The sequence below is a fragment of the Mesoplasma sp. JKS002658 genome (genome assembly GCF_023566355.1).
GTDB classification, from domain to species: domain Bacteria; phylum Bacillota_I; class Bacilli_A; order Mycoplasmatales; family Mycoplasmataceae; genus Edwardiiplasma; species Edwardiiplasma whartonense.
In genome coordinates this window covers 65,862-90,985 of record NZ_JAKNSW010000002.1, presented here as the reverse complement: position 1 = coordinate 90,985, position 25,124 = coordinate 65,862, and the positions used below count along the sequence as shown (strand labels likewise).

Here is a 25,124-nt window from a genome sequence, read left to right as displayed (position 1 = left end):
TTTTAATTTCAGATAAAATAAGAAAGACCAATTTAGGAGAATAGAATGACAGATTATAATAATCAAGATAATGATGAATTATTAAAAGAAGAATTAGAAGAGTTAATTGATGATGAAATCATCTTAAGTAACTTAGAGGCAAACCTTTTAAAAGAGGTAAAAGATGCAACCAAAGATACCAATCATAAAAAGGAAGGTAATAAGAAAGAGTTTGATAATCATCATTCTTTTGAAAAGAAAACTTACACTAAACGTAATCCTCGCAGTGAGAAAGATAGTTTTCGCAATAACCCTAGTCAGTATAACCGCGACCACGGTAGTGAAGAACTAGGGGACGAAAAGAACGACAAGGGTGAATATAACCATAATCGAGGTGGGTCTCGCACTTATGGTAATAACCGAAGAACAAGTAATCAAAACAATGGGGAAAGAAGAAGTTATCACCGTGATGGGGAACAAAGACCGAACCATTGAGGAAATGATAACCGCCCCAATCGTGATGGGTTTAACCGTAATCGTGATCAACAAGGTTCTGGGTTTAACCGTAATAACGGAGAAGGCAGAAGTTATTCTCGTGATAACACTCGCTTTAACAATAAAGATGGGGAAAGAAGAAGTTATGATCGTCGTCCAAACAATGGTTTTAGCAACGATCGCAATAACAACACTCAACGCCCAAACTACAACAAAGATAAAAACGGTTTTATCCGTACAAATAGTGGATATAACCAAAATCGTGGTGAACGCTCATCATATAATAAAGGTAATGGCGAACAAGGACAAAGTCGTTGAAACAACAATCGTCCCAGTCGTGATGGGTTTAACCGTAATCGCGACCAACAAGGTTCTGGTTTTAACCATAATAACGGAGAAAGAAGAAGTTATCGTGATAACAACTCTTCTAGTTATAACAACCGTCCTTACAATAATCGTTTCAACAACAATAAACCAAACAATTACACTAACACCTATGTTAAAGATAAGGATAGCGAAACTGAAGCTGAATAGTTTATTAAAAACCACGTTAAAACTAACGTGGTTTTTCTTAACTTAACAATAATCTTCTTAAACAAAAATTCCCTAGAATTTAATCTATCTAAGACACTAATTAAGAAGGTTCAAATTTCTCCCAAAATGATTGCTTATTTTTAAGAAATAGTTCAGACTGTCTATAAGGAGGAATGAAAATATGGGACCAGATAACCAAAACTCTAACCAAAATAACAGCAATGGTCAATCTAATAACAATACTAACCAATCTCAAAACAATTCAGATTCAAACAACAATCAAACAAATCCGAATAGTAATGAGACTAACTAAGTAGTTGTCAAATTAGTTAATTAATTACCTTTTTATTCTCTACTCAGATGAATAACATTGTTATTGATAAAAACCCAATCAATGGTTGATTGGGTTTTTATCTTGTCTAAAATTGGTTACCACTAGTAGAATTATATCCTTGATTGAAAGAATCATAATAATCAATCCAATACTTCTCTTCATTATTTAATGAACCTTTATTATTTTCGATATAACGATAGTAAAACTTATCATCATTGATTCAATCACGCATAAAGATTTGGTTATTGACATCACCATTTTTAAAATGATTAGCAAAAATTCTGGTACCGATATTAACTGATTGACCAACATAATACTTATCTTTGCTCTTATTTCAAATAACATAAACTCCCCGCACTTTAGTCAATTCACCATTGTAAACTAACAATGAAGAACGAAGGTTCTTTCATTCAATTCCTTTTTCAATAATTTCTTCGACCTTCGTTAACTCAGCAATTTGTTGTTCAATCATTAATTCCAATTTATGGTGTTGATCTTTTAATTTAATTTGATTAAGTTCTAATTCATTAATTCTAGTTTTACAGTTTTTAATTCTTCTTTGACGATGATTATTTTGAAGTTTATTAGCTTCAATTTGACTTTGAAAAATTGGGTTCAGTGAGGGTGAATTTTTTAACAAAAGTCGTACTAAACCAATGAAGAAAAAAATTCATGAAAAGATCAAACTTTCTCGATCGATAACCAAAGGGTATACTTGTTGAAATTTTGCTTGATCTAAATCTTTTTCTGCATATTCATAATTCTTAGCCAACTGAAGTTGTTGTGCTTCAACATCAAGCAGAACAATTTCATTTTTCAATCAATCAGGAATTGGTTGGTGAATAGTTAAACAAATTTCTGCTTTCATTTCTGGAGTAGTACATTCCAAATATGGCAAGTCTTTCATCATAAAGATTGTTGGCTTAATTACTCGGTTAAAACGTTTAACAATTTTTGCTTTTTCACTAGTAGTATAGATTGGAATTTTAACATAATTACGTTGAACATATCGCTCAACAACTCTGGTGGTAAAAGTAGTTTGGATAACATATTCTAAGCGATTATTTTGATAATTAATGCTTCTAAATTGATAAATTTGCTGATCTTCCATTATTTTTTCCTTCATCATAATTGTTTTGGTTTATTACTATTATTATTTTAAATAATATAAAAATGAATGGGAAACTAAATTTAGGGTTAGCAATGTTTTCCTAGACAAAAGAAACAAGAATTGTATTGTTCATCATAATTTTTTTCAGGATCACGATAAACAACATGATGTAAATCTAAAAATAAAGGTCGAATTTCAAAATAATCATTAGTTTCAAAACAAGTAAAAAATAACCTTGCTCCTCCAGCATTAATACTGGTTTGATAAACCGAACCAAAAGAGATATTTTGTGAATATCAATCATCACTATGTTTTTTTCCACGTTTTAAAATCGAGATAATTTTTTTCAAATGTTCTTGATTATTAACTGAATGGCGATGGTCATTACCCTGGCTTGGTAATAGATAATTATTTTTAAACTGCTGAGAATTAGTCATTTGAATTAATCCCTCAAGAAGATGTTTAAAATAATTCACGCATTTTTGTTCTGAACATTTATATGTGAAACCTCATTTATCTAACTCAAAGCAATTAAACAAAAACTCGTCAAAATTAAGTAAAACTTTCTTAACAAGTTTGGGTGTTGCTCCAACTTTCTTCTTGCTCTGATGCTCTTTTCCCATAACAAGGGTTACCTAAAATTTAATTTTTTTTCGAGAAGGTTCGTAAGTTGAGAGCCCTTTTCTTGCTTCAACTCAAGGTTGGGATTGATGTGATAAAGTCACCAAATCAAAAGAAAGATAATTCAGATATTTTTTAACATCTCTTTTGATAAATTTCTTGTCTTCTTCGCTTAACTTGTAATCACTTTCAAACACTAAATTATTGTTTTTCATTAATGCAAAAATTCGACGATTAACTGGTCCATAAACTCAAGCTTCAAACTGATCTTCAAAAAGAAGGTGACCAGTTTCTTGCTTATAATCTCAGTCTAGAAAATACAGAACCTTTTGTACTTTAATATAATCATCAATTTGGTCAGGATAATTAGTAACTAAATAATTGGCAATAGCTACTATTTTATCTTTTTCAAGATTTGTTTTCATGACGAACACCTCACCTTATTTTTATTGTATCTAAGGATTAATTAAAATGGATAAAACTCAAGCAAATTAAGAAAATTACAAATTCTCCCTAAACAATTGTTTAATTCCACTAAGAGTTCATACTGGTAAAGAGGAGGGAAATTTATGAGTAACAATAACCAAAAAGCTAATCAAAAGAATAGTAATAATACTAATCAGTCACATAACAACAAGGATTACAACGATACGAATAACAACCGTGCTAATCAAAAGAATCCAAATCACAAATAAGATTAAATAGTAAAAAACAAAAAGGACCTCTTCGAGGTCCTTTTTTAATTAAATAAAACTATTCTTTAATATTTCTAAACGATCATCCAGTAAACGTTTCAATTACGATCAATTAGGGTTGTGGTCCCATCAGGATGGTCAAGAGCAATAACACCATAGAATCTTGGAAGGTGTAGACTAAATCCTTTAGTGTTCAATTCTTCTAGAGAAGGTTGTGTTGTCCCTTCAGGGAAGTTTCAAGACCATTGATGTAGTCTAATCTCCTTAATGTTTTGATCATATTCATAGTATTGTTTCATTTCACCATTCAATATTTCTCTTGCTACAGCAGCCAAATCACCAAGTGTTTTGATTCTCCCAACATTAACATTAAATTTAAGTAAATCATTATCTGAAAGATAACTGAAAATATCAGTAAAATTGTTTTCGCTTAGAATATATTTAATTCTCAATTCGATATCACCAGTTCATTTGTTGGTTGATATTTTCTTTGCAGCAACCTTTAAATGACCATTTTGAAGGTATTCTGGTGCGTGAAAATCAGTTAATTCAACTTGATCAAGGGTTAAACCATCATCAAGAATACTTTGGTTTTTATCTAAGAAAGCCTGAAAAACTTCTTCTGGAGTTGCTGATAGATCCACCGCTACAGTTGCTTCAAGATTTAAATCAGCTAAATCAGTAGTCATGATAATTTTAATAGTAATTGTTCCTGTATATTCACGATCTTCTTTAGTTTTGATTATTAAAGAACCATTATCCTTACTATTAGGAGCAGTAAATTCACCAACTTCAACATAATCGCTTAAGTTAGGTCAGCTGTTATTAGCTTCTAAGAAAGCTTCGAAGGCTTGATCAACAGTCATGTTTTCAGTACCTTGAATGGTTGTGTTTGTTACAAAATGAATAATATCAGTTTTGATTAGTTCTGGAATCATGATGGTTAAAGTTCCAACATATTTACCATCAACTTTAGTTGCAATTGTTAATGATCCAGTTTGATTGTAATCTGGAGTATTAAAACTAATAATTTCAAGATCATCTTTTAAATCACCAATATTTGAATTTGATTTAATAAATAAGTCAAAAGCAGTTTGTTGATTGGTTACTGGAAGTGATAATAAAGTCTTTAAATGCAAGTCATTTAAACTTGTTTGACCAATTGCATTAATTCTAACCATAACTGATCCAGTGTATGCTGTATTTGCTTTAGCCTTAATGGTTAAAGAACCATTACTTGTGTAAGTGGCAGCAGTAAAACTATCAACTTCAACATAGTCGTTTAAGTTAGTTCAGCTGTTATTAGCTTCCAAGAAAGCCTGAAAAGCTTGATCAACAGTCATGTTTTCAGTACCTTGAATAGTTTGATTGTTAATCAAACGAGTAATATCAGTTTTATTTAGTTCTGGAATCGTGATAGTTAAGGTTCCACTATACTTCATGTTTGGTTTTGCTTGGATTGTTAATGATCCAGTTTTATTAATTAATGGTGTATTAAAATCAATGATTTCAACATTCGTTTCTAAATCACTAACTTCAGGGTTCATTTTAATAAATAAGTCAAACGCCGCTTGTTGATTAGTTACTGGCATTGATAATATAGTTTTTAGATGTAAATCGTTCAAATTAGTTTTAATGATCTCAGAACGACCATTAGTTCCACACGATATCACACTTGCACTTGCTGCAATTATCCCAATTGGTGCAAGCGCAAAAACTCCTGCCCGTAATTTTCAATTTTTAGGTTTTTTCTGTTTATTTTTCATAGTTAATTTATCAATTTTATTCTTTCTTTATTTCTTAAAAAACGTTGTTTTAAGTCATTATGACAATAGGAATATCTATATTTTTCGCAATAAAAAGCAATCAATAATTCGTTAACAATCTCAATTTGTCCCTATAATTTTACCAATCATTATTAGGTTTTTAGCAATCTGAAAGCAAGAAAAAAAACAAGTTTTTATGATCTTCATAATTTCTCGTTATAACATGAAATATATTAATAAATTTTCGAGGAACAAGCTTGAATTTGGGGAACCACAAGGTCCTCAGACTTATAAGTTACCAACAACAATGTTATTCACCCTAAGATTAGACATTTTAAAAAGGACCCTAAGGTCCTTTTTAAACTGAATAAACTATTCTTTAAAGTATTTTATTATACTATCGTCCAATAAACATTTCAGTGCTTATCAATCTTGGTTAAATGACCATCGCGATGATCGATGGCAAAAACCCCACGAAATCTTGGAAGATGTACTGTATATCCTTTAGTATTTAAGTCTTCTATAGAAGGTCTTTCTACCCCTTTAGGGAAGTTTCAAGCTCATTTTTTCACTCTAATTTCGGTAATGTTGCTTTCATATTCATAATATTGTTTCATCTTATTATTTAATGTTTCTTTGAATACTTCAACTAAATTACCAAGTGAGGTGATTGTCCCAGCAGGAATCTCGAATTTAAGTAAATCATTATCAGAAAGGTAACCAAGAAAATCAGGAAAGTTTTTTTCATGTAGAATGTACTTGACTGCCAATTGAATCGTACCAGTTCATTTATTAGTTGGTACTTTTTTAGCATTAATCATTAAAGAACCATTTTTAAGGTATTCTGATGCTTGGAAGTCAGATAACTCTACATGATCAAGAGTTAAAGTATTATCAAGAATACTTTGGTTTTTATCTAAAAAGGCCTGAAAAACTTCTTCTGGAGTTGCTGATAGATCCACTGCTACAGTTGCTTCAAGATTTAAATCAGCTAAATCAGTTTTAATTACTTCAGAACGGTTATTGGTTCCACACGATACTAAACTTACAGTTGTGGCAATAATTGACCCAGCTGATATAAGAGCAAAAATTCCCGCCCATAACTTTCAATTTTTAGACCTTCGGGGTTGTTGTTTTTTACTTTTCATTTTTATATTCCCATCTTTTCAATGTTTTAAAACATTGTGATAGTAAGACGTAGTGTATTTACCATTTTGGACTACAAAAAAGTAGTTAATCACAATTAATAACTCTTTAACCGTCTCACTTTGACCTTATAATTATATCAGTCGTTTTTACATTCCTTATCAATCTAAAAGTGATAAAAAAACGTAATTTTAGGTACTTTTTAAACTTAATTCTTTTAAATTACTAATAATTATGAACACTTTATCACCACAAGTTTTGTTATATGACAAATTCTATTTCTGTTATTCTGAACGTACAATTCAATAAAAAATTTTAAAGGTAATTAATCAAAAGATGATCATAAACCTAGATTTTTACATCGTTATTGAATCGAAAACTTACTCACCATAATTCATGATTAATACTTCTTCAACCCCATTTCGTTTTTCTCCATTAGCATTAATGTTTCTTTTAGCATTAACAATTACAATCTTATAATTTTGATATAACTCTTGAATTAAAGGAGTATTGTGATTTGATTGGAGAAATTTAATTCCTCGATCATTTAAGTGGTCACAAAATTCTTTGAGTTTTCTTTGCTCCGCTTCGCCAAAATCAGGAATTGTGTAACTAGTAAAAGTATTTTTATTCAATTTATCATAAGGCGGGTCAAGATAAACAAAATCGCCCTGATCGATACCTTCTAACATCGAATAATAATTAGTGCTAGTGATCTTAATTTGTTTAAGGTATGAGGAAATTTTGAGTAATTCTTCTTGATTATAGATTTCTGGTACCTTATGTTTTTGCCCTCAAGGAGTATTAAAACGATCACGAGAATTTACCCGATATAAACCATTGAAATTCGTTTTATTTAAAAATAGAGTTCGCGAAGCTTTGAAAGCCGGAGAAAGATTAGCATACAGAACCTCATCACGGTCATGTTTTCGACGAAGATAATAATAACCTTTAGGATCTAATTGATATTCATCTTTAAAAGTATCAACAATCGTCATCAATTTCTTGGGATTTCTTTTAACTTGTTGATACAAGTTAATTAACTCTTTATTTAAATCATTAATTCAAACCTTATCGTGTTCCAAACTTAAAAATAAAGCTCCTCCACCAACAAAGGGTTCAACCAGACGATCAAAATTTTTAGGTAGATACTGGTTAATTTCACCAAGTAACTGGGTTTTTCCACCCGCTCACTTAACAAAAGGCTTCATTAACTTAATAACTCCTTAAAAGAGTTATTTTTTAGCTGGTGAAGATTGAAAAGGAAGGGGATTTTTGTATAAGCTTCATGAATTTGGTTCTTGGTAGCTTTTCATCCTCCCCCATCAGTTATTCAAACAAATTCTAAATTAGGAACTTTACTTAAACGTTCATTTAAGAATAAATAAGATTTCGTAACTTCATTAAGTTTTGACCCAGGACTATTATAAAAATTAGTCTCGCCCAAATAAATTTTATCTTCAAATTGAAACATGAAATCAAATACTTTAGTTGCTTGGTTGTTTTGTAAAGATTTAATTTCTTCTAACTGATTTTTATCAATGAAACCATCAATAAATAATTGTTCAAGATGATATTGAGACTTAATTTTTATTCCCTTCTGCTCTATAATGTCAATTACAAGTTCTTCCATCATTTTTCCTGTTCTATTTTTTCGAGCATTTGAGTCTAATCCTACTTCTACACCCAATAAATAATCGTTAACGTTAGTAATCATCTTTTTGGCAACTAATTTATCTAATGGTGAATTTTTTATCACTTCAATAACTTCTTGATTAGGAGTGTTTGAAGTAAAGGATAAAACTTCACCATTTTTCTTGATCATTTTCCCTTGTTCATTTCTGGTAGCAAATAATAAAGGAATATATTTTTTCGTAGTCGGATTACTAGTTAATCAATAATCTAAACTATTATAAAACTCTTCATAATCAGTTAATTTTTCATTGATATCAGCAAATCCTTGATATCAAATGGAATATCTATCAATCACTTTATCAACATCAACTAGATTTTCATAATCCATAACGTTGTTGGTAAGAGTGTTAATAAAATCATTAAAATCTTTTTTCATTTTGTTAATTTCTCCTCAATTAATAGCAACTATGATTTGTAATTGACATTATAAGTCACTGTTTAAATTATATCGTTAATAATTTTGAGAAAAAAGGTTTTAATTATTCTACTAATCGTTTAATTCAAGCTAAATGTTTGCTTTAAATCCTCTTTCATTTCAAGTTCATTTTCTGGATTAGCATAATACTCTAAAAGTTTGAAATAGGTCTTATCTTTTTTAGTTGTATTAGTAAAGGTGGCTTTTTTATCCCGAAAAGTCTTTACATTTTTGGTAATGCCATCTAAGTGCTTTTTCAAAAACGAATTGATTTTTTCTTGATAAACTTTCGTATAATTCTTTAACGAATCGTTTTCAACCCTTTCAAAAAGTCGTTGAATTATGAGTTCCTTTTTATTCTCATCACTAAAGATGGCATTTTCACTTCTCAAACTATTGTTTTCAGGATTAAGATCAATAAACCGTAAATATTCTTGAAAACGAAAAGTTTTTAACAAATCCACCATTAATGATGCAATATATAAATTTCCATTTTTGTAGAAATCAATAACCTCACTAGAAAAGATTTTGCTAGCATAAATATTACTCTTATATTGTTTAATTTTTTCTTGTAAGAAAAGGACATCCTCTAAGAAGAGCAAAACCTCAAGATCTTGATTACTTGGTTTTGAATAAATAAAAGTTCTTTTAATGGTTGCAAATTCATCTCTTTGATCCTCAGAAATAAATTTCCCACTACCGCTTCGTGAAGTTCCTGGTTTTGAAAACAAGGCTCACAATGAAGTTTTGATAAATTTGTCAATCGAAAGCGGTATTTTTGTTCTGTCGTGTCTAATTGATCGATTTAATTCTGCACTCCGTTTTCGTTGAAAGTAATATCGCGAATCATATCTAAGTGCTAAAGCGTTGAAACTTTTTTCAAAATCTTCAACTTCCTTATACTGTGAAAGTAAATCTTTAGGACTAATTGGTTTTTGACTATTGGAAGCAATTGAAATCTTCATGGTTAAATCATCATTTTCATAATCATTAAGTTCAATTATTTTTGCAAAAACTCCTACACCAGTTAAATCAATATTCTCGGTTTTACTACCAATAATTGAAAAAGTTTGCGCTCCATTAACAATATTCATTTCGTCAAGATTAATCGTATAACCATTCCGAGAAATATTTTTACCAACAATTGTAATTCCGTTATTAAAAATAAAAAACTTATCTTTATTATTTTTTAATGTATCAATAATTTGATTATCAACATTTTTATTAGCATTAATATATTCCCTAACATTTAAATCAAAAAAAGAAGCTCTTTGTTCATCGGATGCTTTTTGATAAATATCTCGCAAACCATCAGCTTTTAAAACTGTTAATAAAACTTTATTTTTACCATTTTTAACTTCTAAAACACTTCCATCAGCAGTTTGATTCGCTTGTAAAACTTCTAAAGAATTATTCTTATTACTTCCTGCTTTTTTATGGAGTAGATCTAGTTCATTTTCTAATTGTTCAATACTTCAAACTTTTAAATTTACATTAATCTTCGTTCTCTTATTGTAATTAATTACATCAATAATTTCTTGTTCTTTTCTATTTAACAAGTTTTTGTAATCAGTATTATTTTCTATTTTTGCTAATAAAATCAAGTAAACATTTACTTTGTCTTCATGATTATTATTAACTACAAATTCGTTTAGCATTGCAGAAAACTCTGGATCTTTAGTAAAATATTGTCTTCTAAAATCTAATAGTGAATCCCGAAGGTTGTTTAAGTAAATATTAATAGAAAATGAATTAGCAAAGTCTTCTTCAACATAACAAGTTGAAAAAATATTCAATTGGTTCTTTTCTTCATCAACAAAAGCACAGTTAACAGCTTTATCATTAGTAAAAATATCAGCTTCATCAATTGATGGTCACTTTTCCATTACATAATTCTGTTTAATAAATTCAGCTAATTTTTCATTCTTAGTCAAATTTCTATTTTGTTCCTCAATATTGGCAAGTTCTTCTTGATAAGGATTTTTAAATTGTCTAAAACTCATTTTATCACTCTTTCTATTGTTGCTTACTTTTTCAGAAAAAACATCCGAACCTTCTATATGTTTTATAATTCAATTCTCTTTATTAGATTAATACAAGTCGTTTTCCTCGGATGTTTCGTCTTGATATTCTGTTAAATTACGCTTTTTATTATATAAGTTTTTTTCAAATTTAGTAAATAAAGAAAATATACTAACATCTTTCTTTTGACCAATTCGATAAATACGAGCTTTTGCTTGTTCAAAAAGAGAATAATTTTTAGGAATTGAGAAAAAATAACAAATATGAATGCTATCTTGTAACCCCTCAACACCAACACCAGCAGCATCAGTTTGACACAGTAAAACAATTTTTTGATTTTTTGAATTGTTATTTTTGAACTCATCAAGACCACTTTCTTCACCATTAATTTTATAAATTAAATAACCTTTATTGTTAAAAAATGATTCAAGAGTAGACAATTCTTCACTAAAATTATAAAAAACCAAAATTGATTCTTGATTATGTTTTATTAATTGATTTAATTTTTTGATTTTATTGTCAATATTTTCTGGTCACACAATTCTTTTATAAGGCATATTCAACGGAGTTTTCACAAGTTTACCATCCTTTTCTTTCTTAGTTTTACAAAATTCATGATATGCTAAATCGGTCTTTATTTTCACAATACGTTTTCTCTCTTCGATACCTAACATTTTTGTATTAGAAATCTCTGCAATTTTATCTTCAAGTTCTTCCATCGATTTGATTTTCTGAATTTCGTTTTTAATATTGGCTTTGCTCGACATATCTTTGCGAAACTTTTTATTAGTTAAAACAAATTCTTCTGTTTCGATATCATATGAATAAATCAAACTACATTTGTTGCAATATTTAAAAGGACCAGTCAGAGAATTTATTAACGAAAGTCTCCCTCCCTTACAATTTTCATTCGTGCACGGTCAATGCTGATTTTTATATAAATTTAATTCCGATGGAAGAATAATCGAATTGAAACCATGATCTTTTTTTAGATATCTAGCCAAATCAAATATAGGAGTTTCGCAATTGGTTAGAATTCGATAAATGGTGAGAAATCTATTCATTCCATATAACATCGAATTGCCAGATAACAATAAAACTTTATCTGCATTAATACTTAATTTGTACAAAGCATTTGCTTTTGCTGAGTAAGTGGCAGAAAATTTTTGAATTTCATCAATAATAATATTTTCGTATTTAAACAACTCATTATTTTGATCGATGTCATACTGATAGTTAAACTTACTTAATATTTCTTCAGGAGTAATTATTGAAATATGATTTTTATTATAGGAGTATCTTCTATAATTCTCATCCTGAGTAGATGTATGATAAAAAAAATAATTTTCTCAATTAGATTTGACTTTATCTGGACAAATAATTAGTAAATCTTTACATTGCCATTTTTCTATTAATAAAACAGCAGTAAGTGTTTTTCCAAGTCCCATTTGAAAGGTAATTAAACCCCGATCTTGATTATAAAGTTTATCAATAGCATCTTTTTGGTAGTCTTTAGGTATCAAACTTTCTTTTTGATTATATTTAATATGATTTCCGTTGATATCGTGAAAAATCTTTTCCGGTTTCTTAAAACTAATTTTTTCCTCTTTTTCTTCGATAAGATTCGTCGGTTTTTTGGGAGATCATCCTTTCAAATAATCCCTAAATACCTTTTGATCTAAATTATCAAAATCAAGTTTATTGATAAAATTCTTATAATCTTTAGGTAAATACTCATATTCTTTCTTCTTTCTCATTTGATGATAAATTTTTAAAACATGTCCATTTATAACCGAAAGATACGCTTTCAAATTTTTTAAATTTTCATCATCGGTTTTTAATTTGTAAAAACTCATATATAAATACAAAAAACACAAGACGAAATAAGGAATCTCTTTCTTACATTGTTTAAAATTTTCTTTTTCAATGCCGTAAATTCCATTTTCTTTAGTTAAACAGTTCTTTACTAAAGCTTGGAAATTAATTAACGTTATTTCAAAACCTCTTCCAATTCCATTTTCAATTAGTATTTTTAAATGCAAAATTATGTGCTGAATCTTATTTACATATACTAAATTTTCTTTAATTTGATACTCTCATTTTGCTCTTTGGGCATAAAAAGAAATAGACAAATTACTACTCTCAGTTTCTTTAACGTGATGAATTTCAAAACCACTTTTTGAATTTTTTAAGTTTTTTGAAACACAGTTTTTGGTAGTAAAATAATCGTATTTTACAAATCCATTGTCTTTTTTCAGTTTAGGAACCAATAACTCATAACTTTTTGATAAATTCTTGTAAGTATCAGAATTTTTAATATTCTGATTCAATGTGTTTAATTTTTTTTCCATTTTATTTAAATAATATATCATTTTGAAATAAATAAAAAGATTAAATAAAATCTAATGACGTCCAGAAAAGTAACACCAAAAATAAGGCCATCTTATGGAATCTCATCAAAAAGCATCAATAAAAAGAAATATCACCACCTACTTTTATAAGTAGGTGGTGATATTTCTAAGCTCTCTGCGAGCACATAGCCTAACATATCAAAAGGTTCAGTTCTGAATATAAGAGGCACGTTGTAACTTTATATAACAAGCAAAACTTGTTCACTGTTATTATAATCAAAAAAGGAATAAGTTTCTCAAAATAATGTAAAACGATATTTTTTTAATACTTCCCTTGAGCTAAATTAGCATTACCTCCACCTTTTGGATGAACTGCTAAATTCTTAAAGATCTCAATTGCTTTATATTGATCTTGTAGGCTTTCACTAACCGCGACCACCACAAAGTTATCATTATTACTTTGACTAAATAGAATAACAATCAAATCATCATATTTATTTCTAAAGACATCAGCTAAAGTTTTTAAATCACTCATACTTAAATTTTTAGTTTCTAAACGAATTTCTGCCACTCCTTGAGCATTTACTTGAGGTTTAACTTCTAAATAAGGTTTAATCTTTAATTGAGTTAAAACGTCTTGTTTTTGTTTATCTCACTCTTTATAACTTTGTTTAAAGTCATCAACCAATTCTTTTAATTGGTTGATGTTTTGTTTATCAACCACCACATGCTTAACTGCTTCATATTTAGTTTCTAAACTAGCACTAGTTACTTGTTCTTTAAATTCATGATAAGTAGACATTAACTTATCAACTTCTTCTTGATAGTTATTAAACAAAGTTTGAACATATTCACTAATCGTTGCATTACTAGTCAAACAGTGAATTCGATAAACTCCTGATCCTTTTGACTCCAACTTGGTAATCATAAAGTTTTCAATTTCTCTGGTACTTTCCACATGAGTTCCTCCACAAAGTTCACAAGAAAAATCACCAAACTTAACAATCCGAACAATCTCATCATATTTCTCGGTAAAGAAAGCTAAAGCATGATACTTCTTGATAGCTTCTTCTAGAGAAGTGTAATACACTTCTCTAGGAATATTTAAATCAATCACTTGATTAACAATTGTTTCGGTTTTGGCTAATTGATTAGAAGTAATTTTTTCATTATAAGTAAAGTCCATTCTTAATCCGTGTTCATCATTATAAGAACCAGATTGCATTACTGTATTTCCCAAGACTTGTCTTAAAGCAGCATGAACTAAATGGGTTCCTGAGTGATTCTTCATGGTTAAGAGACGTTTTTCTTCATCAACCCGGGCTTCAACAACATCGCCAACCTTTAGTTCGTGATTATTTAGTTGAACATGGTGAATGTTTTGTCCCAATGGTCCTTGTTGAACATCATCAACAAACACTTTGCTGCCATTCTTTAAATAGAGATAACCAGCATCAGCAGCTTGTCCTCCTTTTTCAGCATAAAAAGGGGTTTTATCTAAAATCAGATAAACTTCTTCATCCTTCGTACTTTGAACTTCTTGATTATCAACAAACAGATAAACTACCTTTGCTTGTTTATTTTCTAAAGTCTCATAACCAATAAACTCTGATTCAACAGTTAGTTTAGTAAATAACTCGTTTTGATTATTCCAAGCTTGAAGGTTTTTACGTGCTGAACGCGAGTTTTCCTTAACTTCTGCTAATAACTCATTAAACGCTTTAACATCAACTTTTACTTGCTTGTTTGCTGCAATTTCAATGGTTAATTCAATTGGAAAGCCAAATGATTCAAACAATAATAAAGCATCTTGACCACTAACTTCATGCTTAGTAGTAATTAAGCTTTCTAACATTTCAAATCCTTTAGATAAAGTTTTTAAGAACTTCACTTCTTCTTCATAAATGGTTTTTTCAATTGATGCTTTCTTTTCTCTTAAGTAAGGATAGAAGACTTGCATTGCCTTGACCACTTCATCAACTAATTGGTAAAGAAATGGTTCATGAATACCCAAATAACCCCCATAAACACTACTACGACGAATTAAACGTCGTAAAACATATCCTCGGTCTTTATTGCTTGGAAATACCCCATCAGCAATCGCAAAACTCACTGCCCGAACATGATCAGCAATCACTTTGAAAGCAGTGTTAGTCCGAGTTTGAGCATCTTGAGGATGAAAGTAATTATCCAGAGAATAACTAAATCCATCACTTAGTTGTTCTACTTTTTTAATGGTTGGTAAAAACAAATCAGTTTCAAAGTTAGTGGGGGTGTCTTGAAAAATTGAAGTTAATCGTTCTAAGCCAGCACCAGTATCAATATTCTTTCTTGGTAATTCAGTATAGTGGTTAGTACCATCGTTATTGAATTGAGAGAAAACAATATTTCAAATTTCAATATAACGATCATTTTCTAAATCATCACTTAATAACTTCGTAGCAAGATGTTTTGGATCTCAGACTTCACCCCGATCAAAAAAGATTTCAGTATTCGGTCCACAAGGTCCTTGACCAACATCTCAAAAGTTAGTCTCTCGACCCATCTTAAAAATATGATCAGTTGGAATACCAATTTCTTTAGTTCAAAGTTCATAAGCTTCTGTATCTTCATCAAAAACAGTGATATAAAGTTTCTCTACAGGAATATCAAATCATTCTTTACTAGTTAACAATTCTCAAGCAAATTGAATCGCTTCTTTTTTAAAATAATCACCAATCGAAAAATTACCAAGCATTTCAAACATGGTTTGGTGACGAGCAGTTACTCCTACGTTTTCAATGTCATTAGTCCGAATTGCTTTCTGAGAATTAGTTAACCTTTTTGATGGTGGGGTCTTTCTTCCATCAAAATAAGGTTTTAACGTTGCTACTCCTGAATTAATTCACAATAAACTAAGATCATTAACTGGAATTAAAGATACTGGTTCAACAAAATGATGACCTTTAGTCACAAAAAAGTCTAACCACATTTGTCGGATTTGATTTGATGTTAATTGTTTCATATTAATGTTCTTTCTGATATCAAACATAACCTTATTATATCTAAGGAATGCAACTTCAAATTATCGAAATTCTTATTTTTTAGTTGTACTTTACTTATTGGTCTCATCAATATTTATTTGAATCATTATTTTCAATTAATTGTTTCTCATCATTTCGATTAAGATTACTTTGCTTTAATTTATCATTTATTAAAAATTCAATTCTTCTAACCTCAGCATCTGAATCTAAATACCAATTTATATCTTTGATTCTAGTAATATCATATCCTTTAGATTTAATAAAATTTTCTCGAGAAAGGTCTTTTAAATACTTATCAATTGTCGAATGGTATTTATAACCATCTACTTCGATTCCTAAAATATAATTGTCATTTTCATCTAAAACAGCAATATCAATTCTTTTTGAACCAATCGGATATTGTTGAAACAATTTTAATTCTTCTTGGATAAGTTTTAGATCGGTTAATAATCTTTGATAAACTGTTTCTTCGAAATCAGATTCACTATAACTTTCTATTCGTTTCACTTCAGTAATTGAATAAGTTTTTTGTTTTGGATTATCAAGATCTAAAAAATAAAGTCATCTTCTAAAGGTTTCATAGTTTTCTCCTGACCCATTAGCCAAATTATTAGCATTAACTGATTTGACAATTATCATTTGTTCTTTGGCGCGCGAAACCGCCACATTCAAGGCATTTCTTCCGCCATTTCGAACAACATAGGTCCCCATAACTCTTGTTTCAGGAGCATAAACTACTGACATGATTACTAAATCCGCTTCGTCTCCTTGGATATTTTCAATATTGCGAATACTTATTTTTCGTTCTAACACCTTATTTCAAATTTTTGATTCAGAAAATGAAATCATTTCTTCAATTAATTGTTTTTGTTTAATATTAAAGGCTAAGACAATAATGTTTTCATAGTTTTCATGAGTTTGTTTTAGAATCTTAACAACTTCTCTTGCTTCTTGTTCGTTAGTTCCTTTGTTTCATTCGCCATTCACTTGAACAATTTTAATTGGTTTATTGGTAAAAGAAAATTCATCAAGAAGTGTTTGCTTGTCAATCACTTCTAACTCAGAGTTGTAGTATTCTTTTGAAGAGAAGGACATCAAAGCAGCAGAACTAGAACGATAATTTTGATTCAATAAAACTTGGTTAACTCCTTTATCAATTGCATAATCCAATAAAGAAAGCGCATTCTCTTCAACGTCCTCTTCATCATATTCATCAGCAACATCTCTTGTTGAAAATCAAGAAGTTGGGCGCATTTGCTCTGGATCACCAGCTAAAATTTTTGTTTTTGCTAGGTATAAAATCGGTAAACCAACTTCTAAAAAAATTTGCGAAGCTTCATCAACCACTGCATAATCAAAATAATTCTTTTCATAACCAACAAAAATTTGTTCAGGAGTTGTAACAATAATCGGAAACAATTCATTGAGAATTTCAAGATGATCATTAATGAATTTATTAGGCAATCTTCGCTTAGCTCTAATTGCACTAGCAAACTTATTGTATTTAACAAGATTATCTCTATCAAAAAAACTTCAATTCTCAATTTTTTTGGCAATCTTGGTAGCTAAATAATTCTCCAGATAATCCTCATCACTTTGAAAATCTAAATCTGTTTCATCATTTCCTAACACTTTTGGAATTTCGCCAACTAATCGGACGTTATCAAACGAAGTTTTTCTAAAAGGAGCAATATACTTTTCTAAATCATGAATCTCATGATCATTCATTGTTTGAAAAGCTTTATTAACTTCTTCTATAAAAGAATCTTTATATTTTCATCAAAAAATATAACCATTTTTCTTTATGTTATTTAGATTTGCCAAACTCTCTAAAAAGTAATTTTGATCATTTGTGGCATTTTCCGGATAATAGTAATTCTTATTTAAAAAAGAAATTTGTTTCATCTGGTCATACTTATTACCATTCAACTTATAAATCTTAACAATGCTATCATATTCGCCTTTTGCTTTAAGACGTTCTACAAAATTAAGAATATTGATTTTTTCTTTAGAGATTAAAGGTTTAGCTTTTCGATAATTAATATCAGAATCGTCGAATTTTTCTACAGTTTTTAAAAAATCATTTAACTGTTCGTAGAAATCTTCTTTTTTCATTTGTTTTGAATCGAAAGAAAAAAGAATAAACTTAGCTAATTTACCCAATCTTTTTTTAATAACACTTAAAGCAGCCATTTTTTGTGACATGACAATGGCTCGTTTATTTGTGTACAAAATATTGGCGATAATATTAGCAATAACCTGTGATTTACCAGTGCCTGGAGGACCTCAGATGATAGTATCTTGATTTAATGCTGAAACCAATGCTTTGTCTTGGGCATAATTCAATTCTTGAATTTTAACTAATTTTTCATAATTATTCTCGATCTCAGTCATAATTTTGTTTTGATAAATACTTTTAATTGGATTAGTATCAATAATCTGGTCAATTTCATTATCATCAATAATTTTTTGCATTAATTCTCTTAAATAACCCCCAACAGGATTAAATCAACCCATGACGATTCCTGGCATTATTTCGATTTTTTTATTAGAAATCTCTTCTTTCTTAAAGTTTTTAAATTTTGAAATGAAATAACCATTTTTCGCTGGTGCATCTAATTGAATTCTTGATAAAACATCATTTAAAATTTCTGAAAAAGACTTTTCATCTTCAAAATCAAGTTTTTTAGGTAATGTATAACCAATTCTTTCAAAATGAAAAACTAACTTTTCATTAATTATTCAATCAGAACTACTTGTTATCTTTACTGAATCTTTTAAAACGTTAATATTTAATTCTCTCAATAACAACGGTGCATTAAATCCCATAGATTGATTCTGATTAGTTCCTTTTAAGAAACAAGTAGCGACGTACAAAGGGGATGTGCCTTTTTGATCAATTTCATCATTAACTTCTTTCGCATATTTAGTTCATGTTTTAATAAATTTTTGTCGTTCAATTTCTAAAGAATCAACAATTTCTAATAAAGTTTCTCTGACTATTTCACTTTTATCTGAAAGTTCTAAACCGTTTTGTTGTTTTTTTGATAATTTTCAATCGTATTTCTGACACAATCTGTCTATTCTTTGTTTCACCAAAAAACTATATTCAGAATGATTTTCAAAATTTTGATAAACTTCCTTAAGTTCATCTATAAACTCTTCCATTCATTTTGTTGTTAATTGTAGAGTAAATTCTTTTTCATCAAATATAAGATCAAGACATTTAACATCGTTTTGAAACATAGTAAACAAATCAAAATTTTTATTAGTCGATGTTTTGGTTAAAATGGAGGAATCGGCCCTCCTAATATCTAATAAATTGTTCAAAAGTTTCGTGTAATTCTTGTCTTTTTTTGTTTGTTCAAAATTTGGCACAACAAAATAACCTCCCTAATCTAAAATAAATTCTCCAAATAGTTTTAACTATTCTTGTAATCGTTTATTTGCTCATTTAATTTCATTTAATGTTTCTTTTAACAATTCATTCTTTTGCTCATCTTGAAGGTAAACTTTACTAATTCCATCACTAATTTTATGTAAATTAGACATATGTTCATTTGTTTTTCCTAATATTTCAACAAATTGTTCAATATTTTTTAAGGAGTAGGTAAAACTATCAACACTTTCAATTAATTTAGATTTTAGTTCCACATCATCTTCTAATTTCTGATTAATTTTTTCTAGATTTAAATTCATTTTATTTAAAACATCTATCAAATCATAATATTGTTGTTTTTTCATCATAAAACCTCATCATTTCTTTATTTAATCTTAATTTAAGATATTTAATTAATCAAATAACAGTTAAATATTTACTCAAAAAATTTTAATTCTCTAAACAACAAAAAACTTAATGAACTTATTTTTGATTTTATAAAATACTTCTAATAATTCTGTTAAGAAAGACAAGTAGACAAAATATTTTTTTACTAATCAATTGTGTTTCTTTGTAATCGAATAATAATTAATAATTTGTTTTAGAGTATTGTCATTCAATCCTCTCATCGTAGTTCCTGTTGATTTGAGTGTCTTTTCTTCATAGAAAGTATTTGATAGTAGAAAAGCATATAAAGAATATTTACTATCCTCATTTCCTTCAATTCCTCACATACCATTAGAAAGAACTAAATCTCGATCTTTATTTAGATATAGAATTTTCTTTTCGCCATCTAATTTAGAAATGTAAAGGGTATCCTTTTTAAATTTAAGTCTAGCTCTAGTCGGATTTGATGATAATTGTTCAAACTTTTCAATAAGATTATTGAAATCACCAATATTTCCAGTTGAAACATAATTTCCTGATTCAATATACTTTTCTTTTTGTTTATCAAATTTAATTGATTCAATATTCTTTGAAGCCAAAAGTGATAACTCACCCATTTTCGAAATCAAAGAAATAGTCTTTTTTTTGGCAAAATTTATCGAATCTATCAATTTCTCAATAGGTTCAATAATGTCGATTAAATTTTTAAGATCATTTTTCGTATGTTCAAAATTATCAACTCTAATCGTGTTTGAAAATTTTAAAAATAACTCTTCTTTTGGTGCGATAATGTCGATTATTTTTTGTTGCTCTTCAAAAGCCGGAAAAGATATTTTGTTAATCCAATTAAAACTAGAAAGTCTTAACGATGGCACAGTTGAACCAACGGAATAATTATTGAAAATTTGATAATTTTTCAAAATTAAATAATACAAATATTTATTACTTAATTTCGTAGTATCTGTCGATTTTATACAATATGCTCTTTGATGCAAATCAAATTTTCCATTGTAATACTTTGGTTTAAAGTTTCCTTCTCCAGCCACGATTACGTACTCACCATCGAAAAGATACTTGTTACTTCTTTTAATTACTTGCGATCTATCAAATAAAGGATAGATACCTTTTTCTTGGGCATCCTCTGTATTCGAGTTACCTGTTTGTATACCAATAATTGCCATTATTAAACCTCCCAATTTCTAATTATTATTCTATCGTATTGCCATTTTAATTAGTATTTAAGAGGGGGAAAATGAAAGAAAAAGAATTTATAAATTATTTAAAACGAAATAATTATTCGAAAAATACAATTATTACTTATACAAATATTTTAAAAAAATATAAGCAATACTATGGAAATATTGCAAGCTTAAAGAAGGAATTAAGGTTACATTATCATTCACCAAATACAGTTTGAACTCATTACAATGTCTTATGTTCATACATGAAGTGAAGCAAAGATAAACGAATTGATACCTTTAAAAATATCAAATTACCAAAAATACCTAAGGTATATATGGAGGTATTTACCAAGAAATATTTAATGAAAAAAACCGAAGTTAAAGAGGAGGAAAATGTTTCATTGACAGAAAAGAAACTATTGATTCGCTTCTTATTTGAGACAGGAATAAGAGCTTCAGAACTTTATCAAATAATCGAAATAAACAAGAAAACCATTAGGATTTTGGGGAAAGGAAACAAAATTAGAGAAGTCTTTCACAATTGAGAAACAACCAAGCAATTAAGACCATTTGATTACACGACAAAAACTTTAAGATTGTGAGTTAAAGAGGTTTTGGGTGATCAGTTTACACCCCACTCAATTCGAAGATCAAGTGCAACACATTTATTGTTAAATGGTGCTAATCCTAAGATGGTAATGTTGCAGTTAGGCCACGAAAAAATTGAAACAACCTTTCGATATTTAAACCTATCCTTAGAAGACAACTGAAAAATCTATAACAAGGCAATGTAGCCTTGTTTTTTAATGGCAATTTATAAACTTGGAGAAATTGGAGAATTAAAGTATTCTAAAAGTTTTGTCGCTAATGGGAATGATTCAGATTTCCCTATATTTGCAACAGGGGGAATAGTTGGTTATACAAAAATTCCAACCTTTGAAAGTAATTCTATCATCTTGCCTAGGGTTGGGACTATGTCCATATATTTTACAAACAAAAAACATTCAACAAAAAACACGGCATTTTCGTTTAAAACAAAAGATGATACAACAACCAAATACATCTATTATTTAATGTCATCAATTGATTTTTCCATTTTTAGTATAGGATCTGCTGTACCTCGTCTAACCAGTAATTTTTGGAATCAATATTTTATAAACCTTCCTCCACTAGAAGAGCAACAAAAAATAATCGACATTATTGAACCTCTTGAAACAATCTCAACTAAGATAAAAACCACTAAAAAAGCAATCATTTCATTACTAAAAATGATTGCTAACCATAAGATTGAAAAGACCAATGAACTACTAATTAATCATCTTACTTTTGAAAAAGGTAAAAACGGACCAAAGGAATTTGAAAGCTCAGGAACACCTTTTCTTGATATAAGAACTTTGAATACCAGAATTTCTAGTAAATTTGTCAAAGATCAACCGAACACCTTTAAAGGGGATATTTTACTTTCTTTAGATGCTACTGTTGGTTTAGTTGATTGGTTTATTGAAGGCTTTAATGGTTATTTATACAATTTGAAATCCGATTATTTAACAAAGGTGGAAATATTATTGAACGTTCTTAATAACACTAATAAAAAGATCATTGAAATGAATGCAACTGGTTCAACAATTAAGCATGCTTCTAAAGCAAAAAAAGAAATGCTTTACTTCAAACTTAATTCTGAGTGAAAAAACATTACCAACACTTTATTTAAACTACTCTTGCTAATTGAAGAAATTGAAGCTAAGAAAACCAAACTTTATCAACTTTGTGTTAATTTATTAATTAGATAAAAGGATAAAAAAATGACTGAAATCGAACAAATGTTAAGTTGAGATTATGAACAATGTTGAAAACACCTTCACAAAAAGTATGGATTAGTGCCTAAAAATTACTTTACTAATGAAAGTTATACCAGTAAAACTCAAAAGATTGGTCGCGGTAATGAAGGATTGTACATTCATCATATTGATGAAGATAAAGGAATTATGCTATCAACTAAAGAATTTGCCCAACTTTCGCCATTTGAATGACAAAAATCCGAACGATTGGTTTATTGTAATTTGTTAGAACACCTGGTTTTGCATATTAAAATTGTGGAATATCCCCAACCAAAACCACAAATAATGCCTGATGGTAGTTTAGTGAATCCTGTTGTTGGGGTTGGAGGAATTTATAATTTCATTGTTCCTGAATTAAATGATATTTATAGTGGAGTTCAGTATAAACAACCATGAAAACAAAAGGTTTGTGAAGTTATTCTTCCTTTGAAGAACGATTACTTCAAATGTATTTCAAAGTTAGTAGAAATGAATTTTCCTTATCCTTTGTTAACTTTCTCAATTTTTAATTATCAAGCTGGAATCTGAACTCCAAAAAATAATCAAAAACTATGAAGTGAAATGGTTCAATTAGGAGTAAAAGAATAAAAAAACTTCTTTACTTAAGGAGTTTGAAACTACCGCTTACTCTTCATCATCGTTATAAGCGATTGCTTGGTCAATTGCTTTTTTTATGTCAGGTACCAATTCATCAAATTCTTCTAATAACTGATTTAATTCACTAGCCAAAGTTTTAATTTCGGACTTGATTGCCTCTTTATCAACTTTTTCTTCAACACTACCAACATATCTTCCCGGGACAAAAGAATAATCATTTGCTGCTAAATCATTTTGAGTAACTGACTTAGCAATTCCCTCTTTGTTGATATCTTCGCCATTTTCATGACGATCAAAGAGTTCAACAATTCCTTTGATATCTTCATTTGTTAGTTCACGAAGTTTCTTACTACGCATTCTTCCTTTAACAGCATTGGGAGAAATCATTAAAATCTTGTCAGTTTTCTTATCGTTGTTAAAGAATCAAATTGAAGCAGGAATTCCCGTGGTATAAAACAACTTATCTGGTAACTCAATGATTGCATCAACCTTATTATTCTTAACAAAATTCTTTCGAATCTCTAACTCATTATTTTGTGAAGAAGATAAAGAACCGTTTGCAAGCACAACTGCGGCTTTTCCGTGTTGATTTAACTTAGAAACAATCATTGATAACCACGCGTAGTTCGCATTGTTTGCTGGAGGAAGACCTCATTCTCACCTAGGATCATCTAACAACTTGTCTTGCCCTCATTTTTTCATATTAAATGGGGGATTGGCCATCGCAAAATCAAATTTCAAACCTTTATGTTGGTCCGCAGCAAACGAATCAGCTGCTCGGGTTCCCAATACTGGATGATGCTTAACATCTTCTAAAGGGAAACTATTCAATACCAAGTTCAACTTTGCTAACTTTCAAGTAACCGAATTATATTCTTGACCATAAACAAAGATATCAGTAATCTTTCTACCATGTTTTTCAATATAATGTTTAGCTTGAACTAAAATTCCTCCCGTACCACAAGCAGGATCATAAATCGTTCCTGTCGGTTTTAAAAGATTAACCATTAACTTTACAATTGATTCGGGAGTATAGAACTCACCACCCTTTTGTCCCCGGTCTTTGAAAAACTTTCCTAAAAAGAATTCATAAATTCTTCCTACCAAATCTTCGCTTCCTTTTTGAGTGAAATCTTCATCAGAAAAGACTTTAACTACGTTTCCAAGCTTTATTTGGTCTAACCCTTCACTGTTGTAGTTTTTGTTAAATAAACCTGCTAAATCAAGGTTCTTTTCTTCTAATAACAAGAAAGCGTGATCTAATTTCATCCCGATTTCGTTGGTGTTGGCAAACTGCATAATATAATCCCAACTCGCCTCTTCAACAACCACAAAAGCTTCAAAAGTTAAATAAAAATCTCTTGGGGGATAATCAGCTAAAGTTTCGCCAGTTTCTTTTAGTTTTTCTTTGGCAACTTTAAACCGGTCGGAAATATATTTCAAAGAAATTACCCCTAAGATAATATGCATATATTCTTCAGCTGACTGGTTACCTCTTAATTCATCAGCAGCAGTTCAAAGTTTGGTTTCAATGTCTTCAATATTTTGTGCCATA

20 protein-coding genes are annotated in these 25,124 nt (G+C 29.2%); 6 read left to right on the top strand and 14 right to left on the bottom strand.

Annotation, left to right across the window (positions count from 1 at the left end; translation table 4 throughout):
• Window positions 1-45 precede the first annotated feature (45 nt).
• Entirely contained in the window at window positions 46-1,008 is a 963-nt protein-coding gene (locus tag LD125_RS02435; protein WP_250137519.1) for a hypothetical protein, read from the top strand.
• A 181-nt stretch (window positions 1,009-1,189) separates the two neighbouring features.
• Window positions 1,190-1,321 (top strand): hypothetical protein, encoded by a 132-nt coding sequence (locus LD125_RS03710; RefSeq protein WP_284069416.1) that lies wholly within the window; start codon window positions 1,190-1,192, stop codon window positions 1,319-1,321.
• Window positions 1,322-1,427: 106 nt separating this feature from the next.
• On the opposite strand, the gene LD125_RS02430 is transcribed toward LD125_RS03710, so the two are convergent.
• The 3 genes from LD125_RS02430 to LD125_RS02420 all read right to left on the bottom strand — a co-directional run bounded on the left by LD125_RS02430 (window position 1,428) and on the right by LD125_RS02420 (window position 3,499).
• The gene (locus LD125_RS02430) at window positions 1,428-2,453 is read right to left on the bottom strand and encodes a GIY-YIG nuclease family protein (protein WP_250137520.1); all 1,026 of its coding nucleotides are present in this window, start codon (window positions 2,451-2,453) and stop codon (window positions 1,428-1,430) included.
• A gap of 86 nt (window positions 2,454-2,539) precedes the next feature.
• Window positions 2,540-3,076: a UU032 domain-containing protein gene (locus LD125_RS02425; RefSeq protein ID WP_510354246.1), complete on the bottom strand. Its 537-nt coding sequence runs from the start codon at window positions 3,074-3,076 to the stop codon at window positions 2,540-2,542.
• A 12-nt stretch (window positions 3,077-3,088) separates the two neighbouring features.
• Complete coding sequence (locus tag LD125_RS02420) at window positions 3,089-3,499, bottom strand: Panacea domain-containing protein (RefSeq protein WP_250136335.1); 411 nt, start codon at window positions 3,497-3,499, stop codon at window positions 3,089-3,091.
• Between the two features lie 144 nt (window positions 3,500-3,643).
• Between LD125_RS02420 and LD125_RS03705 the strand changes: the two genes are divergently transcribed.
• Complete coding sequence (locus LD125_RS03705) at window positions 3,644-3,769, top strand: hypothetical protein (RefSeq protein WP_284069417.1); 126 nt, start codon at window positions 3,644-3,646, stop codon at window positions 3,767-3,769.
• Between the two features lie 74 nt (window positions 3,770-3,843).
• On the opposite strand, the gene LD125_RS02415 is transcribed toward LD125_RS03705, so the two are convergent.
• The 10 genes from LD125_RS02415 to LD125_RS02370 form a co-directional block, all read right to left on the bottom strand.
• Entirely contained in the window at window positions 3,844-5,535 is a 1,692-nt protein-coding gene (locus LD125_RS02415) for a hypothetical protein (RefSeq protein WP_250137521.1), read from the bottom strand.
• 392 nt (window positions 5,536-5,927) lie between these two features.
• Window positions 5,928-6,683, bottom strand: coding sequence for a hypothetical protein (locus LD125_RS02410; protein WP_250137126.1), 756 nt, complete (start codon window positions 6,681-6,683; stop codon window positions 5,928-5,930).
• Between the two features lie 378 nt (window positions 6,684-7,061).
• The gene (locus tag LD125_RS02405; protein ID WP_250137522.1) at window positions 7,062-7,892 is read right to left on the bottom strand and encodes a DNA adenine methylase; all 831 of its coding nucleotides are present in this window, start codon (window positions 7,890-7,892) and stop codon (window positions 7,062-7,064) included.
• The gene (locus LD125_RS02400) at window positions 7,892-8,752 is read right to left on the bottom strand and encodes a DpnII family type II restriction endonuclease (protein WP_250138373.1); all 861 of its coding nucleotides are present in this window, start codon (window positions 8,750-8,752) and stop codon (window positions 7,892-7,894) included. Before LD125_RS02400 ends, LD125_RS02405 begins: the two co-directional genes overlap by 1 nt.
• Window positions 8,753-8,871: 119 nt before the next feature.
• Window positions 8,872-10,794: an AIPR family protein gene (locus LD125_RS03985; RefSeq protein WP_250137525.1), complete on the bottom strand. Its 1,923-nt coding sequence runs from the start codon at window positions 10,792-10,794 to the stop codon at window positions 8,872-8,874.
• Between the two features lie 87 nt (window positions 10,795-10,881).
• Window positions 10,882-13,164, bottom strand: coding sequence for an SAV1803-related protein (locus LD125_RS03980; RefSeq protein WP_250137526.1), 2,283 nt, complete (start codon window positions 13,162-13,164; stop codon window positions 10,882-10,884).
• A gap of 322 nt (window positions 13,165-13,486) precedes the next feature.
• Window positions 13,487-16,168 (bottom strand): alanine--tRNA ligase, encoded by a 2,682-nt coding sequence (gene alaS / locus LD125_RS02385; RefSeq protein WP_250137527.1) that lies wholly within the window; start codon window positions 16,166-16,168, stop codon window positions 13,487-13,489.
• Between the two features lie 94 nt (window positions 16,169-16,262).
• Window positions 16,263-19,565, bottom strand: a complete 3,303-nt coding sequence (locus LD125_RS03975; protein ID WP_250137528.1) for an AAA domain-containing protein — start codon at window positions 19,563-19,565, stop codon at window positions 16,263-16,265.
• 48 nt (window positions 19,566-19,613) lie between these two features.
• Window positions 19,614-19,931 (bottom strand): hypothetical protein, encoded by a 318-nt coding sequence (locus tag LD125_RS02375; RefSeq protein ID WP_250137529.1) that lies wholly within the window; start codon window positions 19,929-19,931, stop codon window positions 19,614-19,616.
• A 93-nt stretch (window positions 19,932-20,024) separates the two neighbouring features.
• Window positions 20,025-21,134: a restriction endonuclease subunit S gene (locus LD125_RS02370; RefSeq protein ID WP_250138374.1), complete on the bottom strand. Its 1,110-nt coding sequence runs from the start codon at window positions 21,132-21,134 to the stop codon at window positions 20,025-20,027.
• Between the two features lie 71 nt (window positions 21,135-21,205).
• Here LD125_RS02370 and LD125_RS02365 point away from each other — a divergent pair, with 71 nt between their 5' ends.
• From LD125_RS02365 to LD125_RS02355, 3 genes are read left to right on the top strand one after another with little or no spacing between them, the layout of a single operon-like run.
• Entirely contained in the window at window positions 21,206-21,928 is a 723-nt protein-coding gene (locus LD125_RS02365; RefSeq protein WP_250137531.1) for a tyrosine-type recombinase/integrase, read from the top strand.
• Between the two features lie 12 nt (window positions 21,929-21,940).
• Window positions 21,941-22,924 carry a restriction endonuclease subunit S gene (locus tag LD125_RS02360; protein ID WP_250138375.1) on the top strand — a complete coding sequence of 328 codons (984 nt, stop codon included), beginning with the start codon at window positions 21,941-21,943 and terminating at the stop codon, window positions 22,922-22,924.
• Between the two features lie 12 nt (window positions 22,925-22,936).
• Complete coding sequence (locus LD125_RS02355; RefSeq protein WP_250137533.1) at window positions 22,937-23,560, top strand: SAV1803-related protein; 624 nt, start codon at window positions 22,937-22,939, stop codon at window positions 23,558-23,560.
• A 36-nt stretch (window positions 23,561-23,596) separates the two neighbouring features.
• On the opposite strand, the gene LD125_RS02350 is transcribed toward LD125_RS02355, so the two are convergent.
• The gene (locus tag LD125_RS02350; RefSeq protein WP_250137534.1) at window positions 23,597-25,123 is read right to left on the bottom strand and encodes a type I restriction-modification system subunit M; all 1,527 of its coding nucleotides are present in this window, start codon (window positions 25,121-25,123) and stop codon (window positions 23,597-23,599) included.
• Window position 25,124 lies beyond the last annotated feature (1 nt).